Origin of the sequence: Paracoccus sediminicola, from assembly GCF_027912835.1 — a bacterium.
Classification (GTDB): Bacteria; Pseudomonadota; Alphaproteobacteria; order Rhodobacterales; family Rhodobacteraceae; genus Paracoccus; species Paracoccus sediminicola.
On sequence record NZ_CP115768.1, the window covers coordinates 1,798,207 to 1,815,909 of the forward strand.

Annotated in this window: 21 protein-coding genes; 9 read left to right on the plus strand and 12 right to left on the minus strand. The window is 64.5% G+C overall.

What is annotated here, in order from left to right:
* The first annotated feature begins 9 nt into the window (after positions 1-9).
* Positions 10-669, plus strand: a complete 660-nt coding sequence (locus tag PAF18_RS08900) for a MarC family protein (RefSeq protein ID WP_271115401.1) — start codon at positions 10-12, stop codon at positions 667-669.
* Positions 670-684: 15 nt separating this feature from the next.
* On the opposite strand, the gene murB is transcribed toward PAF18_RS08900, so the two are convergent.
* The 6 genes from murB to ftsW form a co-directional block, all read right to left on the minus strand.
* Positions 685-1,623 carry a UDP-N-acetylmuramate dehydrogenase gene (murB, locus tag PAF18_RS08905; protein WP_271115402.1) on the minus strand — a complete coding sequence of 313 codons (939 nt, stop codon included), beginning with the start codon at positions 1,621-1,623 and terminating at the stop codon, positions 685-687.
* Positions 1,624-1,673: 50 nt separating this feature from the next.
* Positions 1,674-2,126 (minus strand): hypothetical protein, encoded by a 453-nt coding sequence (locus PAF18_RS08910; protein WP_271115403.1) that lies wholly within the window; start codon positions 2,124-2,126, stop codon positions 1,674-1,676.
* 3 nt (positions 2,127-2,129) lie between these two features.
* Complete coding sequence (locus PAF18_RS08915; RefSeq protein ID WP_271115404.1) at positions 2,130-2,426, minus strand: hypothetical protein; 297 nt, start codon at positions 2,424-2,426, stop codon at positions 2,130-2,132.
* A gap of 76 nt (positions 2,427-2,502) precedes the next feature.
* A complete protein-coding gene (gene murC, locus PAF18_RS08920; protein ID WP_271115405.1) occupies positions 2,503-3,930 on the minus strand; it encodes a UDP-N-acetylmuramate--L-alanine ligase in 1,428 nt (475 codons plus the stop codon).
* Positions 3,927-5,009 carry an undecaprenyldiphospho-muramoylpentapeptide beta-N-acetylglucosaminyltransferase gene (gene murG, locus PAF18_RS08925; RefSeq protein ID WP_271115406.1) on the minus strand — a complete coding sequence of 361 codons (1,083 nt, stop codon included), beginning with the start codon at positions 5,007-5,009 and terminating at the stop codon, positions 3,927-3,929. Before murG ends, murC begins: the two co-directional genes overlap by 4 nt.
* The gene (ftsW, locus tag PAF18_RS08930) at positions 5,009-6,172 is read right to left on the minus strand and encodes a putative lipid II flippase FtsW (RefSeq protein WP_271115407.1); all 1,164 of its coding nucleotides are present in this window, start codon (positions 6,170-6,172) and stop codon (positions 5,009-5,011) included. Before ftsW ends, murG begins: the two co-directional genes overlap by 1 nt.
* Before the next feature lie 290 nt (positions 6,173-6,462).
* On the opposite strand from ftsW, the gene PAF18_RS08935 reads away from it, so the two are divergent.
* The 6 genes from PAF18_RS08935 to PAF18_RS08960 all read left to right on the plus strand — a co-directional run bounded on the left by PAF18_RS08935 (position 6,463) and on the right by PAF18_RS08960 (position 11,118).
* Positions 6,463-6,666, plus strand: coding sequence for a twin transmembrane helix small protein (locus PAF18_RS08935; protein ID WP_271115408.1), 204 nt, complete (start codon positions 6,463-6,465; stop codon positions 6,664-6,666).
* Positions 6,666-7,250 carry a cob(I)yrinic acid a,c-diamide adenosyltransferase gene (locus PAF18_RS08940; RefSeq protein ID WP_271115409.1) on the plus strand — a complete coding sequence of 195 codons (585 nt, stop codon included), beginning with the start codon at positions 6,666-6,668 and terminating at the stop codon, positions 7,248-7,250. Before PAF18_RS08935 ends, PAF18_RS08940 begins: the two co-directional genes overlap by 1 nt.
* Positions 7,251-7,353: 103 nt before the next feature.
* The gene (locus PAF18_RS08945) at positions 7,354-8,112 is read left to right on the plus strand and encodes an electron transfer flavoprotein subunit beta/FixA family protein (RefSeq protein WP_271115410.1); all 759 of its coding nucleotides are present in this window, start codon (positions 7,354-7,356) and stop codon (positions 8,110-8,112) included.
* Complete coding sequence (locus PAF18_RS08950; RefSeq protein ID WP_271115411.1) at positions 8,112-9,038, plus strand: electron transfer flavoprotein subunit alpha/FixB family protein; 927 nt, start codon at positions 8,112-8,114, stop codon at positions 9,036-9,038. Before PAF18_RS08945 ends, PAF18_RS08950 begins: the two co-directional genes overlap by 1 nt.
* Positions 9,039-9,266: 228 nt before the next feature.
* Positions 9,267-10,097 carry an alpha/beta fold hydrolase gene (locus tag PAF18_RS08955; protein ID WP_271115412.1) on the plus strand — a complete coding sequence of 277 codons (831 nt, stop codon included), beginning with the start codon at positions 9,267-9,269 and terminating at the stop codon, positions 10,095-10,097.
* 145 nt (positions 10,098-10,242) lie between these two features.
* Complete coding sequence (locus PAF18_RS08960; protein ID WP_271115413.1) at positions 10,243-11,118, plus strand: 3-hydroxybutyryl-CoA dehydrogenase; 876 nt, start codon at positions 10,243-10,245, stop codon at positions 11,116-11,118.
* A 64-nt stretch (positions 11,119-11,182) separates the two neighbouring features.
* Here PAF18_RS08960 and PAF18_RS08965 read toward each other — a convergent pair whose 3' ends face one another.
* The 6 genes from PAF18_RS08965 to PAF18_RS08990 all read right to left on the minus strand — a co-directional run bounded on the left by PAF18_RS08965 (position 11,183) and on the right by PAF18_RS08990 (position 14,437).
* The gene (locus PAF18_RS08965) at positions 11,183-11,557 is read right to left on the minus strand and encodes a DUF2852 domain-containing protein (RefSeq protein ID WP_271115414.1); all 375 of its coding nucleotides are present in this window, start codon (positions 11,555-11,557) and stop codon (positions 11,183-11,185) included.
* Between the two features lie 138 nt (positions 11,558-11,695).
* Entirely contained in the window at positions 11,696-12,334 is a 639-nt protein-coding gene (locus PAF18_RS08970; RefSeq protein WP_271115415.1) for a TetR/AcrR family transcriptional regulator, read from the minus strand.
* Positions 12,335-12,337: 3 nt separating this feature from the next.
* A complete protein-coding gene (locus tag PAF18_RS08975) occupies positions 12,338-12,616 on the minus strand; it encodes an HPr family phosphocarrier protein (protein WP_271115416.1) in 279 nt (92 codons plus the stop codon).
* Positions 12,613-13,029: a PTS sugar transporter subunit IIA gene (locus tag PAF18_RS08980; protein ID WP_271115417.1), complete on the minus strand. Its 417-nt coding sequence runs from the start codon at positions 13,027-13,029 to the stop codon at positions 12,613-12,615. The genes PAF18_RS08975 and PAF18_RS08980 overlap by 4 nt, the downstream gene beginning before the upstream one ends.
* Positions 13,026-13,991: an RNase adapter RapZ gene (rapZ, locus tag PAF18_RS08985; RefSeq protein WP_271115418.1), complete on the minus strand. Its 966-nt coding sequence runs from the start codon at positions 13,989-13,991 to the stop codon at positions 13,026-13,028. Before rapZ ends, PAF18_RS08980 begins: the two co-directional genes overlap by 4 nt.
* The gene (locus PAF18_RS08990; protein ID WP_271115419.1) at positions 13,988-14,437 is read right to left on the minus strand and encodes an HPr kinase/phosphorylase; all 450 of its coding nucleotides are present in this window, start codon (positions 14,435-14,437) and stop codon (positions 13,988-13,990) included. The genes rapZ and PAF18_RS08990 overlap by 4 nt, the downstream gene beginning before the upstream one ends.
* A 169-nt stretch (positions 14,438-14,606) precedes the next feature.
* On the opposite strand from PAF18_RS08990, the gene PAF18_RS08995 reads away from it, so the two are divergent.
* Positions 14,607-16,205, plus strand: coding sequence for a phosphoenolpyruvate carboxykinase (locus PAF18_RS08995; protein ID WP_271115420.1), 1,599 nt, complete (start codon positions 14,607-14,609; stop codon positions 16,203-16,205).
* A 122-nt stretch (positions 16,206-16,327) separates the two neighbouring features.
* Positions 16,328-17,641, plus strand: a complete 1,314-nt coding sequence (locus PAF18_RS09000; RefSeq protein WP_271115421.1) for a short-chain fatty acid transporter — start codon at positions 16,328-16,330, stop codon at positions 17,639-17,641.
* Positions 17,642-17,703 lie beyond the last annotated feature (62 nt).

Below are 17,703 nucleotides of genomic sequence, written 5' to 3' on the forward strand. Positions count from 1 at the left end.
CGGAGCGTCATGGATTTCAGTGCCATCTTTCGCGAATTCGTGACCCTGTTCGTCGTGATCGACCCGATCGGCACGATCCCGGTGTTCCTCTTCGCGACGAAATACGTGCCGCGCAAGCTGCATCGGCGCTTTGCCATCCGTGCCGTCTTCGTGGCAACGCTGGTTTTGCTGGGCTTCCTGGCCTTCGGGCAATTCGTGCTGGAAGGGATGGGGCTGCGGCTTGGCTCGTTCCAGATTGCCGGGGGGATCGTGCTGTTCATCTTTGCGATGACGATGATCTTCGGTGAATCCAAGCCTCAGCGCGAAATCGAAGAGGCTGAGCGCGACCATCTTGAAGGCGCGGTGTTTCCGCTGGCCATGCCATCCATCGCCTCGCCCGGCGCGATGCTGGGGGTGGTGGTGCTGACCGACAACCACCGCAACTCGGTCGCGGATCAGCTTGTCACGGCGGGGGCGCTGCTGGCTGTGCTGGCGCTGACATTGGCGCTGCTGCTCGCGGCGTCGAGGGTCTATAAATATATCGGCAATACCGGCTCCAACATCATCAGCCGGGTGATGGGAATGTTGCTGGCGGCGGTGGCTGTCGACGCCATTCTGGGCGGCATGGACATGATGGGGCTGGCCACGGTGGTGGGCGGCCAGGGCGAGATGCTCAGCGGCGAGAAATAGCGTCAGGAGACGCTGTCAAAGCGCCGGTGCCGCGGCAGGCTCGCCCACCCGGATCACCTCCCATTGAAGCTCTTGTCCGGCGTTCCGGCGCACCCGTTCGCGCACCAATTCGCCGAGAGCTTCCAGTTCCGCCGCTGTCGCACCATCGGCGTTCAGTAGAAAATTCGGATGTTTTTCAGACATTTGCGCGCCGCCGAGACGGTAACCACGCAGCCCCGCTTCATCGATCAGTTTCCAGGCTTTCAGTTCGTGCGTGTCGTCGGCGCGGCCGGTCGAGCTGAAGCCGGCGGGGTTGCGGAAGGTCGATCCGGCGCTGCGCTCTTTCGTGGGTTGGGTGGCATCGCGGCGGGCGAGCTGGTCTTCCATTTTCGCGTGAAGGGCGGAGGGATCGCCGGCTTCGGCGCGCAGGCGGGCGCTGGTCAGCACGGCGCCGTCGGGCAGTTGGCTGTGGCGATAGCCGAAACGCAGCTCCTCTGGCGTCAGGGTCAGTGTCTCGCCCTGCCGGGTGATGGCGGTGGCGTCGATCAGATGGTCGGCGACATAGCTGCCATAGCAGCCCGCATTCATCCGCACCGCGCCGCCAATGCTGCCCGGTATGGTCCGCAGAAAGGTCAGGTCCAGTCCCTGATCCGCTGCCTTGCGGGCGACATGTGCGTCCAGGGCGGCGGCCCCTGCGATCACGATTCCGTCCGAAAAATCAATAGTATTGAAGCCTCTTCCCAGACGGATCACCACGCCGCGAATGCCCCCGTCGCGGACGATCAGGTTCGAACCGACGCCCATCGGGAAGACCGGCACGGCGGGGTCGAGATCGCGCAGGAACGCCGCCAGATCCTCAGCGTCGGCGGGCTGGAACAGCCAGTCGGCGGGGCCGCCGACGCGCAGCCAGGTCAGGCTGTCGAGGGGCCGGTTCGGGGTCAGGTTTCCGCGCGGGGTGGGGAGTTCGATGCTCATGGCGATGCTGGTAGCCAGCCATGCCCGAGGCGTCAATATCGGCGCTACGGTCAGCCGGCCTCGCCGCGAATGGCGAGCGCGATGCCGAGGAGCAGCCCGGCCAGAAGCGGCAGCCCGATCACCTGGACGCCAAGCTGGAAGCCCAGATCGGCGCGCGAGCCGGGCGCGGAGGTGAAGGCCGGTCCGATCAGACCGGCAGCGAGGTTCAACAACAGCAAGCCGAGCCAGAACAGCACGTAACCGCGCAGCCGGGGCCAGCCGCGCCAGCCGAGCCGCAGCGCGGTCAGGAATGCGCCGCAGATCACCGCGCCGAGGGTCAGGGGAAAGCCGATGCTGTTCGGGCTGATGCGCACGGCAATGGGAATCAGCACCACGACCAGCACGGCGAGCAGCAGCGCGAGGCCGAGGCTGCGCAGGCTGAGCCCGAACCCGGCGGAAAGCGCCACCAGCAGGGCGAGCCCCAGGCCGCTGAGCAAATAGATCTCATCCGCCGAAACCGCCACCGCCTAGCCCCGCGTCGCACGGCGCCAGCCGAGAAGCGCACCGATCACCAGCGCCACGAGACCGGCGCTTGTCATCATGATGACGAATTCGGTCCTGATCCGCGCTTCGATGGCTGCCTGTTCGGGGCTGAGCTCCGGATAGTCTTGCGGGATCAGCCAGAAAAGAACCAGCCCGGCCACGATCATCAAGGCCGCCACGAGCCAGAGCGGGCGGCTGCGGCGGGCGCGGCCGAGGAGATAGGCGGCGCGTCCGGGCAGGATCACCAAAATGACGAAGGCGAGCAGGAACAGGATCGGCAAAGTGCAATCTTTCTGAACACGAACAGTCGACCAATGAAAAACGCCAAACGACCGGCGGGACGCCGTAATCGCTGTCTCAGGCCGCTTTTTCCTGGAGCCGGGCGGGCAGCGCATTGGCCCAGGCCGAGATCGAGCCCGCGCCGAGACAGACCACCATGTCGCCGGGCCGCGCCTGTTCGCGCACCAGCCGGGTGAGATCGTCCTCATCCATGATGGCGCGGGCATGGCGGTGGCCATGCGCGATCAGCCCGGCCACGAGATCGTCGCGCGATGCGCCGGGGATCGGGTCCTCGCCCGCGGCGTAGACATCGACGATGCCGACCACGTCGGCCTCGTTGAAACAGGCGCAGAAATCTTCAAACAGGCTCGACAGGCGAGAATAGCGATGCGGCTGATGCACGGCGATCACGCGGCCCTTGGTCGCCTGACGCGCCGCCTTGAGCACGGCGGCGATTTCCACAGGGTGATGGCCGTAATCGTCGATGATGGTGACGCCGTTCACCTCTCCTACGCGGGTAAAGCGCCGCCCCACCCCGCCGAATTTCGCCAGCGCCTCGCGGATCTCGGCGCGCTTCATGCCGAGATGGCGGGCCACGGCGACGGCGGCAAGTGCGTTCGACACGTTGTGGTCGCCGGGCATGGGCAGGGTGCAGTTTTCGATCATCGGCACCTCGCCGTCATGGATGTCGGCCTCGCCCTGAAGCGCAATGTCGAAATGCGCGACGCCGCTTTCATAGCGCAGATTCATCGCCCGCACATCCGCCTGGGCATTAAAGCCGAAGGTCACAACGCGGCGGTCATGGAGCTTGCCGACAAGCGCCTGAACCTCGGGATGGTCGGTGCAGCATACGACCAGACCGTAGAATGGCACCGAGGAAACGAAATTATAGAACCCCTCGCGCAGGCGGTCGAAATCGCCCCAATGTTCCATATGCTCGGGGTCGATATTGGTGACGATGGCGATGGTGGCGGGCAGACGGTTGAAGCTGCCATCCGATTCGTCGGCCTCGACCACCATCCATTCGCCCGCGCCGGCCCGCGCGTTCGAGCCGTAGGCGTGGATCACCCCGCCATTGATGACGGTCGGGTCGAACTTGCCGTGATCGAGCAGCGTGGCAACCATCGTCGTGGTGGTGGTCTTGCCGTGGGTGCCGCCGATGGCGACATTGGATTTCAGCCGCATCAGCTCGGCCAGCATCTCGGCGCGGCGCACCACGGGGAGGCCGCGGCGGCGGGCCTCTTCCAGTTCGGGATTGCCCTTCTTGATCGCGGTCGAGATGACGACGACGCCGGCCTCGCCGATATTTTCCGCCGCCTGCCCCTCGAAGATGCGTGCGCCAAGGCTTTCCAGCCGGTCGGTGATCTTGGAGCGCTTTGAATCAGAGCCCTGCACGTCATAGCCGAGCGTCATCAGCACCTCGGCGATGCCGGACATGCCGATCCCGCCGATCCCAACGAAATGGATGGGACCGAGTTCTCCGGGCAGTTTCGTGGCAGCATTCATGCGGCGATCTCCGTGACAAGTTGGTAAAGACGCGCGGTGGCGTCGGGACGGCCGAGGTCGGCAGCGGCCCGAGCCATCTGCCGCGCGCGATCGGCGTCGGAAAGAATTGCGGCGATGTCGCGCGTCAGCGTCTCTGCGTCAACTGTCGATTCGGGCAGGACGACCGCCGCGCCCGCATCGGCCAGAGGCCGCGCATTGGCGGTCTGGTGGTCTCCGGCGGCGGCGGCATAGGGGATCAGGATGGCCGGGCGGCCGATCACGGTGATGTCGGCGACCGAAGAGGCACCGGCGCGGCTGACCACGAGATGACAGGCGGCGAGCCGGTCCGGCACGTCCTGAAAGAAGGGCTGCACGGTGGCGTCGATCCCGGCCGCGTCATAGGCGGCCGTGACGCGGTCGTGATCCTCGGCACGGGCCTGATGCGAGACATGCAGCCGGGCGCGGATGTCTTGGGGCAAGGCGGCGATCGCGGCGGGCAGCAGGTCCGAGAGCACGCGCGCCCCCTGACTGCCGCCGATCACCAGCAGGCGCAGTGCCGCCGTGCCCGGCGGATCGTATGGCGCGCCCTCCCGATCCAGCACCGATTGACGGACGGGGTTGCCGGTATGGGTGCCCTCGACCCCGGCGGGGAGTTCGGTCGGCCAGATGCCGCAGGCGACGCGGTCGACACGAGGGGCGAAGAGCCGGTTCACCCGGCCCATGATGCCGTTCTGTTCGTGGATCATCCGCGGAATCCGCAGGCTCAGCGCCGCGGACATGGCCGGGATGGTCGGATAGCCGCCGAAGCCGATCACCACGTCGGGTCGGTCGCGGCGCAAAGCGCGGCGCGCGGCGATGATGCCCGAGGCGATCTTGACCGGTGCGGTCAGCTTGCCCGCCAGCCCGCCCCGCGCGGTCGTGGCGGACGCCACGATCTCTCGCGTGACGGCATCGGGGAAATTCCCGGCATAGCGCGCGCCCCGCTCATCGGTGGAGAGCCTGACCCGCCAGCCCTCATCCAGCAGGCGCTCGGCCAGAGCCTGGGCGGGAAACATATGCCCGCCGGTCCCCCCGGCGGCGATCAGCGCATAGCGGGGCATCAACGGCTCCGGCTGAGAATATCCGACATCTCGCCCTGCGCGCGGTGACGGGTCAGCGCCAGCAGCATGCCGACCGCGATCCCCGAGGCCACCACCGACGAGCCGCCATAGCTGACGAAGGGCAGCGTCATCCCCTTGGCCGGCAAGAGCCTTACCGCGACGCCCATATTGATGAGCGCCTGCACGCCGAAGGCGCAGGCCAGACCGGTACCGGCGATGCGCGCGAAGGGGTCGCGCTCGCGCAGGAGCCGCATCAGCGAACGGAACACGATGGTGGCGTAGAGCGCGATGATCGCCAGCACCATGACCAGCCCGTATTCCTCGGCGGCGACGGCGATGATGAAGTCGGTATGCGCGTCGGGCAGCGACCATTTGACGGTGCCCTCACCCACGCCGACGCCGAAGAACCCGCCTTCCTGAATGGCGTTGGTCGCATAGCCGAGCTGGGTGCGCGGATCGACCTCGGCGGTCAGGAACCCGTCGATCCGGCGCGCGAAATGTTCCGAGGAGCCATAGGCGAGGAACCCGCCCGCCACGGCCAGCCCCGCCACCCCGGCCAGAAGCGCCATCGGGGCGCCCGCGACGAAGAACATCACCCCCCAGGAAAACAGCACCAGCGAGGCCTGCCCGAAATCGGGCTGACCGACCAGCATCATCACCACGGCCGCGGTGATGCCGAAGCTGATCGCCTTGCCGGGCGGGCCGCCGACCTCCTGGCTGGCGGCCATGCACCATGCCACGGCAGCAATGAAGCAGGGCTTGAGAAACTCCGAGGGCTGGACCGAGGCAAAGCCGAGGCTCAGCCAGCGCGTCGCGCCCTTGCCGAAATCGGTGCCGATAAAGGGCAGCGCCGCGACCACCAGCACCGAGACGAAGAACCCGATCACCCCGATGCGCCGGATCTGGCGCGGGCCGAGCAACGAGATGACGAACATCACCATCAGCCCCGCCGCGCCGAACACGGCCTGCCGTGTGACATAGTAGAATGGCGGCAGATTGTTCTTCTCGGCCAGCGGGACCGAGGCGGCGAGCCCCAGCAAGAGCCCGATGGCAAACAGGCACAGCACCGCAAAGAGGGACCACCGGTCCACGGTCCGCCACCATCTGGGAAGAATCGGATCGCCCGCCCGCATGGGGGTCGCGCCGAAGACCATCTCGGTCATGGGAATACCGCCGTCACTGCCTCTGTTCGTTGCCCGTTACCCGGGTCTGAAGGGAAGCATAGCGCGATTGTTGCCGTCGCGCTACAGGTGATTCGGTTTCTGACGCGACGCTGCGCGGTGGCTTGCCGCCGGTCAGGCTCGGTTGGCGCAAAGCCGCCTTCGTCGCGGCGTGCAAGACGCCGGGGTCACGGCGCTGTGACCCGGCTGCGGCAACGCGCCCCGGTGCGGTCACTGGACCCGCTGCCGCGCGCCCGATAGGCTGAAACGGAACCGCAAGAAAAGGCCGCGCCATGTCCGACGATCCCCTGTTCATCGTGATGATGCTCGCCCTGTTCGGCGTGGTGGCGATCCTCGCCACCGGGATCGGGGGCTTCGGTGTCGGCGGCAAGTTCAACGCGAAACACGGCAATCGGATGATGCGCTGGCGGATCATCGCGCAGGCCGTCGCCATCGCGCTGATCCTTCTGTTCATCGCGCTGCGCGGCGGCAACTGATGGTCGTGCTGAACCGGATCTATACCCGCACCGGCGATGGCGGGGACACCGCCCTGTCGGATGGCAGCCGGGTGCCCAAGCATCATCTTCGGGTCGAGGCCTATGGGACGGTGGACGAGCTGAACGCGGCACTCGGGCTGTGCCGGCTGCATGCCGGGCCCGAAGAAACTTCCCTCATCGCCATGATCCAAAACGAGTTATTCGACCTCGGTGCGGATCTTTCTCGGCCCGATATGGCGGCGGATGACGAAGCGCCCTATCCGGTGCTGCGCATCATCGACAGCCAGGTGCGCCGGCTCGAGACCCAGATCGATGCGATGAATGCAGCGCTGGAGCCGCTGCGCAGCTTCATCCTGCCGGGCGGCAGCGCGCTGGCCGCGCATCTCCATCTGGCCCGCACCATCGCGCGGCGGGCCGAACGCTGCGCCACCGCGCTGGCCGAAACCGCAGATGCCAACCCGGCGGCGCTGCGCTATCTGAACCGGCTGTCGGACTGGCTCTTCGTGGCGGCGCGGGTTGCAAATCTGGATCGGGGCGGCGACGTTCTGTGGCAGCCCGGTGCCAGCCGGGACGAGGATAGTTGACGTGAACGTAAACGCAACGTCAGCGGATTTTCCCCTGTCCCCACGCCGTTCCGGTCGCTAGATTGCAGCGGATTGCTTGATGCAGATAAGGGAGAAGGTGCCAATGAAGGTCCTCGTGCCAGTGAAGCGCGTGATTGATTACAACGTGAAGGCCAAGGTGAAATCCGACGGCTCTGGTGTCGATCTTGCGAATGTGAAGATGTCGATGAACCCGTTCGACGAGATTGCCGTGGAAGAGGCGATCCGTCTGAAGGAGGCGGGCACGGCCGAGGAGGTCGTGGTGGTCTCGATCGGCGTGAAGCAGGCGGCGGAGACGATCCGCACGGCGCTGGCGATGGGGGCCGATCGCGGCATCCTGGTCGTGGCGGCGGATGATGTGCACACCGATATCGAGCCTCTGGCGGTGGCCAAGATCCTGAAAGCGGTGATCGACGAAGAGCAGCCGAAGCTGGTCATCGCCGGCAAGCAGGCCATCGACAACGACATGAACGCGACAGGCCAGATGCTGGCGGCACTTCTGGGCTGGGGTCAGGCGACCTTCGCCAGCAAGGTCGAGATCGAGGGCGAATCCGCCAAGGTCACGCGCGAGGTCGATGGCGGCTTGCAGACCATCGAGGTCAAGCTGCCCGCCATCGTCACGGCGGATCTGCGGCTGAACGAGCCGCGCTATGCCTCGCTGCCCAATATCATGAAGGCGAAGAAGAAGCCGCTCGAGGAAAAGACCGCCGATGATTACGGCGTCGATGTCTCGCCCCGGCTGGAGATCACCCACACCGCCGAGCCCGAGGGCCGCAAGGCGGGGATCATCGTCGAATCGGTCGATGAGCTGGTCGGCAAACTGAAAGAAGCGGGGGTTGTGTGATGGCTGTTCTGTTGCTGGGTGAAGTCACCAATGGTGAACTCAATGCGGATGCGACCGGTAAGGCGGTCGCGGCGCTGAAGGGGCTGGGCGATGTGACGGTGCTCTGCGCCGGGTCGTCCGCGAAAGCCGCCGCCGAAGAGGCCGCGAAGATCGACGGGGTGGCGAAGGTGCTGGTCGCCGAGGATGATCTCTATGGTCATCGCCTGGCCGAGCCCACCGCCGCGCTGCTGGTGGAACTGGCGGGCGATTACGACCATATCGCCGCACCGGCGACGACGGATGCCAAGAACATCATGCCCCGCGTGGCGGCGCTGCTGGATGTGATGGTGATCTCGGATGTCTCCGAGGTCGTCGATGCCGACACGTTCAAGCGCCCGGTCTATGCCGGCAACGCGATCCAGACGGTGACATCGAAGGACGCCAAGAAGGTCATGACCGTGCGCACGGCCAGCTTCGACGCCGCCGGGATGGGCGGCGGGGCCCCGGTCGAGGATCAGGCGACGGGGTCCGATCCGGGCCTGTCGAGCTGGGTCTCGGACGAGGTGGCCGAGAGCGACCGGCCCGAGCTGACCTCGGCGGGGCGCGTGGTCTCGGGCGGGCGCGGTCTCGGCTCGGAGGAGAATTTCGAGATGATCGAGAAGCTCGCCGACAAGCTGGGGGCGGCCGTGGGCGCCTCGCGCGCGGCGGTGGATTCGGGCTATGCGCCGAATGACTGGCAGGTCGGCCAGACCGGCAAGGTGGTGGCGCCGGAACTCTACGTCGCCGTCGGCATCTCGGGCGCGATCCAGCATCTCGCGGGGATGAAGGATTCCAAGGTCATCGTGGCGATCAACAAGGACGAAGAGGCCCCGATCTTCCAGGTCGCCGATTACGGCCTCGTCGCGGATCTCTTCCAGGCCGTCCCCGAACTGACCGAGAAGCTCTGACGCTTCATCCTGACCCAAATATCCCGGGGGGGCCACCGCAAGGTGGCGGGGGCAGCGCCCCCTCCCCCAACCCAAAGGCCCGCCCCGAATGGCGGGCCTTTTGCATCAGGACGGGGATGGTGGCGATCAGCGGCAAGCCGCCAGTCCCGTCGCGCAGAGATGAAACGCAGGCGGCACGGCACGCGTTCTGCTGCCACGGAGTTATTTCTAAAAGGGACTGGACACATCATGGCTTATGTCACCACCGATGACGGCGTCGAGATCTATTACAAGGATTGGGGCCCGCGCGATGCGCAGGTGATCTATTTCCATCACGGCTGGCCGCTGAGCGCCGATGACTGGGACGCGCAGATGATGTTCTTCCTGGGCGAAGGATTCCGCGTCGTTGCCAGCGACCGGCGCGGTCATGGCCGCTCGAGCCAGGTCTGGGACGGGCATGACATGGATCATTATGCCGATGACGTCGCGGCGGTGGTCCGGCATCTCGGCATCCAGGGCGCCGTGCATGTCGGCCATTCCACCGGCGGTGGAGAGGTGGTGCGCTATATCACCCGCCACAAGGAGGACAAGGTCGCCAAGGGCGTGCTGATCAGCGCCGTGCCGCCGCTGATGGTCAAGACCGGGGACAATCCGGGCGGGCTGGAAAAATCCGTCTTCGATGACTTCCAGAAAAACACCGCAGAGAACCGCGCGCAGTTCTTTCACGATGTGCCGGCAGGACCGTTCTATAATTTCGATCAGGACGGGGTGGAGCCGTCCGAGCCGCTGATCCACAACTGGTGGCGTCAGGGGATGATGGGCTGTGCAAAGGCCCATTATGACGGCATCGTCGCCTTTTCGCAGACCGATTTCCGCGCCGAGATGAAAGAGATCACCACGCCGATGATGGTCATGCATGGCGAGGCGGATCAGGTCGTCCCCTATGAAATCTCTGGCAAGAAATCGGCGGAGATCCTGCAGAATTGCGAGCTGAAGACCTATCCCGGCTTCCCTCACGGCATGCCGACCACCGAGGCCGAGACGATCAACAGGGATCTTCTGGCCTTTATTCGCGGGTGATCCGGACCGGCGCGGGTCGCCGAGCGGGCCTCCGACAAGGCTTACGTCAGCGCCGCGCCCGACGGATAACGCGCGCGCGCCCGATGCGCATTGATCCGCGCCGCACCACGCCCTATCGTCCGCGCAACGGATGAAAGGACAGATCATGGCGATTGAATCGGTAGGTATCGTCGGCGCGGGGCAGATGGGCAACGGCATCGCCCATGTCTTCGCTCTGGCGGGATATGACGTGCTTCTGAACGATGTGGACCAGGAGGCGCTCGACAAGGCGGTGAGCCTCATCACCCGGAATCTCGACCGTCAGGTGAAGGGCGAGAAGATCGGCGAGGCCGAAAAGAACGATGCGCTTGGCCGCATCCGGACCACGCTGGCGCTGAAGGATCTGGGCGAAACCGATCTGGTAATCGAGGCGGCGACCGAGAAAGAGGCGGTGAAGCAAAAGATCTTCGAGGAGCTTCTGCCGCATCTGAAGCCGGACACGATCCTGACCTCGAACACCTCTTCGATCTCGATCACCCGGCTGGCCAGCCGCACCGACCGGCCCGAGAAATTCATGGGCTTCCATTTCATGAACCCGGTGCCGGTGATGCAGCTTGTCGAGCTGATCCGCGGCATCGCCACCGATGAGCCGACCTACAAGACGCTGTTCGAGGTGGTCGAACGGCTGGGCAAGACCTCGGCCACCGCCGAGGATTTTCCGGCCTTCATCGTAAACCGTATCCTGATGCCGATGATCAACGAGGCGGTCTATACGCTCTACGAAGGCGTCGGCTCGGTTCAGTCCATCGACCAGTCGATGAAGCTGGGTGCGAACTGGCCGATGGGACCGCTTGAACTCGCTGATTTCATCGGTCTGGACACCTGCCTTGCGATCATGGGCGTGCTGCATGACGGGCTGGCTGATACGAAATACCGCCCCTGCCCGCTTCTGGTGAAATATGTCGAGGCCGGCTGGCTGGGCCGCAAATCTGGGCGCGGTTTCTACGATTATTCGGGCGAAAAGCCGGTGCCGACACGCTGAGCCGTCCGCCGCCATGCAAAAAGGGCCGGGAGTGTCTCCCGGCCCTTTTTCGTCTGCAGCTGCGTCACAGCGTGACCGGGCGCTCATCCGTGTCGCGGCGTTCTTTCATGAACTGGTCGAATTCGGCCTTGTCGCGGGCTTCGCGCAGGCGAGCCATAAAGGCCATGAATTCTTCATGCTCCTGTTCCATCCGCTTCAGCGTTTCCTCGCGATAGGCATCGAAGGCCGAGTTGCCCGAGGATGCCGGCCTGCGATAGCGGCGGCTGGAGGATTTCTGGCAGCTGAACATGCGATTGCTCCCGATCATGTAAAAGAGAAGCGCCAGGCCGACCGGCCAGACGAAGATGAAGCCGGCAATCATGGCCATAAGCCAGGCCTTCTTGCCGTGACCGTCCAGCCAGTCGCGGGTCTGGATCATGCCATCCCGCAGACGGGCCATCAGCCCGGGTTTGTAAACAGTGGTTCCGCCATATTGCATTGTGGTACCTTTCGCTATGTGAATACCATTCACATTACATCAGATGGGGAGCGGCAGAGACGGTTCAAGAGGGTGTGGCACGAATTTCCGAAGCTGGCGTCAACCGCCTGCGCGCGGCTGATCGGCAGGCCCGAGCAGTCCCAGACCGCGCAGATAGATGGTGACGCCCGAGCTGAGCATGTCCTCGGCCGATATGGGCGAGCGCGCGCCCTGCTTTCCCCGCGAAAAGAGTTCGACGACTCCGTGGCTCATGGCCCAGATGTGATTGGCAACCATGCGCGACGGGGGGCGATCGTCCTTTGGCAATCGCTCCGCCAAAGCCTCCGAGGCCCGGATCAGGAGGCCGATCGAACGCTGCTCGGCCGCATAGAGTTCTGTATGGGCGGTGATCGAGATGTCGCTTTCGAACATGGCCATGTAATAGCCGGGACGCTCGCGCGAGAACTGAAGATAGCGCTCTCCGACGCGGGCTAGCGCGGCCAGCGGATCGGGGCGGCCGTCGGCATAGGCGCGTTCCATCGTCTCGGCGAATTCGACATAGCCGCGGCGCGCGATTTCCTCCAGGAGATCGTCGCGCCCCTTGAAGTGGCGATAGGGCGCTGCGGCAGACACGCCCGCGCGGCGCGCCGCCTCGGCCAGGGAAAAGGAGTGCGGGCCGGATTGCTCGATCAGGGTGATTGCCGCCTCTATCAGGGCCTCACGAAGATTTCCGTGGTGATAGGATCGGCGATGCGGCACGTCTCAGCTATCCTCGCCGAACCTTGTCGCCACCAGCTCGGTCAGCGCGCGGGCCAGCTCCTCGGCCTGGCTGCCGGTCGTCTTGACGGCGATTTCGCTGCCCCGCCCTGCGGCGAGCATCAACAGGCCCATGATGGAATCGCCCGAAACGGTCATGCCGTCGCGGGTGACGCTGGCTTCGGCATCGAAGCGTTCGACCATCTCGACGAATTTCGCGGAGGCGCGGGCGTGCAGGCCCTTTTCGTTGACGATGGGCAGGACCAGACTGATCGCTTGGCTCATTGGGCGACCCGGTGCTGGGACACCTCATCGAACACATTATAGCTGTCGATATATTTTCGGCCGGCGGCGGCGGCCAGTGACGCGGCCTGTTCCGCCGGCAGGTGCCGCAGCTTGGCGAGCTTGACCAGCATCGGCAAATTCGCCCCGTAAAGGATTACACGATCGCGCACGGAACAGGCCGGGAGCGACAGGTTGGAGGGCGAGCCGCCAAAGAGGTCGGTGACCACGACAACGCCGTCGCCCTCATCCACCTCATCGGCGGCGACGCAAATCTCGCTGCTTTTGGCGGCGCGGTCATGGGCATCTTCGATGGTGACGGTGCGGACCCCGAGCTGCGGACCGACGACATGTTCCATTGCCGAGAGATATTCCCGGGCCAGCCCCCCATGCGCGACAATGACGATTCCGATCAATTCCGTATTCCCTGAGGCGCCGAACCTGACTCCGCTATCTTGGCCATGTCGGCCTCGCGGCGTTCGAGCTCCCTGTGACGTTTCGAGACTTGCCAGCCTTGTTCAGCTAGCGCTTGTGACATGATTTCTGCAAGGGTAACAGAGCGATGTTGTCCCCCTGTACAGCCGAAACCGATGGCGAGATGGGTTTTTCCCTCTTCCAGGTGGGCGGGAAGCACGAACAGGATCAGATCGCGTATCCGCTGAAAGAACTCGTCGAAACGGTCATCCGACTGAACGAATCGCTGCACCGCCGCATCGCGCCCGTCCAGGGCGCGCAGATCGCCGTGCCAATGCGGGTTCTCGAGGAAGCGGCAATCGAACATCATGTCGATGCCGCGCGGGACGCCGCGCTTATAGGAAAAGCTCTGGACCGAGACGGTCAGGCGCTTGTCCGGGTCGGTTTCGAAATACTGCGCCAGTTCGGCCTTGAGATCATGCGGAGACATCTCGGAGGTATTGACCAGCACATCGGCGCGCACGCGGATCGGGGCGAGCAGGTCCTTTTCCCGCTCGATCCCGTCCAGCGGGGCACCGGCCCCGGCCATCGGGTGACGCCGGCGGGTTTCGTTGAAGCGGCGCACGAGAATCGAGGAATCGCAGTCGAGATACAGCACCTCGGCCCAATAGCGCGGTTGCCGCGTCAGCCTGTCGATCAGCTCGATCACCGCCGAGGCCGAAAAATCGCGGTTGCGCACATCCAGCCCGAGCGCCAGCGGCGCGGGGCGCGGCGGCCCGTCCAGAAGACGCGGCACCAGCGAGAGCGGCAGGTTGTCGATCGCCTCGTAGCCGAGATCCTCAAGCACGTTGATCGCGGTCGAGCGCCCGGCGCCCGACGGGCCTGTCACGAGCACAAGCCGTGTCGAAGCATCGTCGAGACCGACGGGCGTGTAGGGCTGACCTTGGCTAGAACGATCGTTCATCGCGTGCTCGGGAACAGATCACCTTCTGGATCGATGCGACCGCCCTTCAGAATGAGGCGTATCGTGCTGGAAAGATGGGCCGTAAGAGGACCGAGGACAAGAGGCAGCCGACTATCCATTACGTCAGTGTGGCGAATAGGCGGCAGCCTCTCGGTCTCGGTCCGGCCCAGATCCACAACCAGCCGCAGCCGCGCCGCAGCGTGCGGGGCGCGGATCAGCCCGACGCCACGCGCCTCGATCAGCCCGGCGATGGCGGCGGGCGCTGCGGCGATCACGCCGGCCTCGCCCGCTGTCAATTCGACGCGATCATCTGCGATCAGCACCGCCCCGAGCCCGATCATCTGCAAAGCGAGCGCCGACTTCCCCGATCCCGAAGGGCCGAGAATAAGCACCCCCGCCCCGTCGTATGCCACGGCGCTGGCATGAAGCAGCGGGTCCGCAGTCACGCCCCGCGCCGCCGGGGCGGGAGGATCTTCGCGGGATTCATCCTGTTTGCGCTAACCGGTCTTAATATCGCTAACACGCCGCAATCCCCTCTGTTTTCATAATTTTGCCATGTTATAGGAACCTCAGATCGACCCTTCATGCCCTTGCCTCAGCGGAGATTTTCGTCAGATGTCGCAGCCCCGTGTTAACCCTAAATTCAAGCTGGAAGATCAGGGAATCAAGGGGGCCTCGGTTGTTCACTATAACCTGCTCGAACCGGCGCTGATCGAACATGCCATTGCGCGCGGCGAAGGGACGCTTGGCAAGGGGGGCGCGTTCCTCGTGTCGACCGGCAAGCATACCGGACGCTCTCCCAAGGATAAATTCGTCGTCCGCACCCCTGAGGTCGAGGATACGATCTGGTGGGAAAACAACAAGCCGATGGCGCCCGAGGCGTTCGACCTTCTGCATCAAGACATGCTTGTTCATATGCAGGGCAAGGAATATTTCGTCCAGGATCTCTATGCGGGGGCCGATCCGGCGCAGCGACTGGATGTGCGTGTGGTGTCGGAACTCGCCTGGCACAACCTGTTCATCCGCCACCTTCTGCGCCGGCCCGAAGCGGAAGAACTGGCCGGTTTCGAGGCCGAGTTCACCATCATCAACTGCCCCAGCTTCAAGGCCGATCCAGAACGTCATGGCTGCCGCAGCGAAACCGTGATCGCGCTGAATTTCGAGAAGAAGCTGATCCTCATCGGCAATACCGAATATGCGGGTGAGAACAAGAAGGGCGTCTTCACCCTGCTGAATTACATTCTGCCCGGCCGCGGCGTGATGCCGATGCATTGCAGCGCCAATCACGCGCCCGAGGATGAAAACGACGTGGCGGTGTTCTTTGGCCTCAGCGGCACCGGCAAGACCACGCTGTCGGCGGACCCCGCCCGCGTGCTGATCGGCGATGACGAGCATGGCTGGTCCGACGAGGGCGTGTTCAATTTCGAGGGTGGCTGCTACGCCAAGACGATCAACCTGTCGGAAAAGGCCGAGCCGGAGATTTATGCCACGACGCATAAATTCGGCACGGTGATCGAGAATATGGTCTATGACCCCGACACGCTGGAGCTGGATTTCGAGGACAGCTCGCTCACCGAGAATATGCGCTGCGCCTATCCGCTCGACTATATCTCGAACGCCTCGGCGACCGGCGTTGCCGGGGTGCCGAAAAACGTCATCATGCTGACTTGTGACGCCTATGGCGTGCTGCCGCCGATTGCCAGGCTGACCCCGGCACAGGCGATGTATCACTTCCTGTCGGGGTTCACCTCGAAGACACCGGGCACCGAGATGGGCGTGACGGAACCGCAGCCCACTTTCTCGACCTGTTTCGGTGCGCCCTTCATGCCGCGTCGCCCGGAAGCCTATGGCGAGCTGCTGCAAAAGAAGATCGCCGAAACCGGTGCGACCTGCTGGCTGGTCAATACAGGCTGGACCGGCGGCGCTTTCGGCACCGGCTCTCGCATGCCGATCCGGGCGACGCGCTCGCTGCTGACGGCGGCTCTGGACGGCTCGCTGAACGCGGTGGAGTTCCGTAAGGACCCGAATTTCGGCTTCGAGGTTCCGGTCGCGGTGCCGGGCGTGTCCGATGTCCTGCTGGACCCGCGCCGCACCTGGGACGACGCGGAAGCCTATGATCGGCAGGCGCGGAAACTGGTGGAGATGTTCTCGGAAAACTTCGCGCAGTATATCGACAAGGTCGATGCACAGGTTAAATCCGCCGCCATCGGCTGAGGCAGATAAGCAACTTTGTGAACAGCGCCGGCCAGCTTGGCCGGCGTTTTCGTATCGGAGGCTTGCCCGCTGCGGACGGGCAGCGCAGTCTCTGCGCATAGTCCATTCAGGGGAGGAATTTCATGCTCAGAATCCTGTCGCGTCCCGCGACCCGGCTGATGGAGCGCTATCTGCCGGATGCGTTCATCTTCGTACTGGTTCTCACCATCGTGGCCATGCTTGCCGCGATGGGAATCCAGAAAACCAACCCGGTCGAGCTGGTCCGCATCTGGGGCGACGGTTTCTGGTCGCTGCTGCAATTCTCGATGCAGATGCTGCTGGTGCTGGTCACGGGCTTTATCCTCGCCTCGTCTCCGCCGGTGCGAAAGCTGCTGGCATCGCTGGCCGGGATGGCCAGATCCGGCGGCATGGCGATCGTCATGGTCACGCTGGTGTCGCTGGCCGCGGCCTGGATCAACTGGGGCTTTGGGCTGGTCGTCGGCGCGATCTTCGCGCGTGAGCTCGCCAAGCAGGTGCGCGTCGATTACCGGCTGCTCGTCGCCTCGGCCTATTCCGGCTTCGTGATCTGGCATGGCGGGATCTCGGGTTCGATCCCGCTGACGGTCGCGACCGAGGGGCATTTCACCGCAGATCAGATCGGCGTGATCCCGACCTCCGAGACGATCTTCGCAAGCTGGAACCTGATGATGGTTGCGGTCATCGTGATCGTTCTGCCCATCGCCAACCGGATGATGATGCCGCGCGACGACGAGGCGGTGCTGATCGACCGCGCGACGCTGGGCAATGACGAGGGGCTGCCGCCGCTGCCCAATGACGCCACCCCGGCGCAGCGGCTGGAGAATTCGCGCATCCTCATGTATCTGGTCGGCATTCCGGGCATCGTCTGGCTGCTGCTGTATTTCATCGGCGGCGGCGGGCTGAACCTGAATGTGGTCAATTTCGCCTTTCTCTTCGTCGGCCTGACTTTGCACGGCACCGCGCGCAGCCTTCTGGCGTCGCTTGACGATGCGGTAAAGGGCGGCGCGGGAATCGTGATCCAGTTCCCCTTCTATGCCGGGATCATGGCGATCATGACCGGGACCGGACTTGCCGCGACCATGTCGGAATGGTTCGTCTCGCTTTCGACCGATCGCACCCTGCCGTTCTGGAGCTTCATCTCGGCCGGGATCGTAAACATCTTCGTGCCCTCGGGCGGCGGGCAATGGGCGGTGCAGGCGCCGATCATGCTGCCGGCGGCGGAATCGCTTGGCGCAGATGTGAACAAGGTCATCATGGGCGTGGCATGGGGCGATGCCTGGACCAACCTGCTGCAACCGTTCTGGGCCCTGCCGATGCTGGGCATCGCCGGGCTGAAGGCGCGCGACATCATGGGGTTCTGCGTGGTGCTGCTGCTGATCACCGGGGTAATCATCGGTGGGATCCTCTGGGTGATCTGACCGGGTCCGCTTACCGACGCGAACAGCGCCGCCCGTCTGGGCGGCGCTGTTCATGTCCGGAC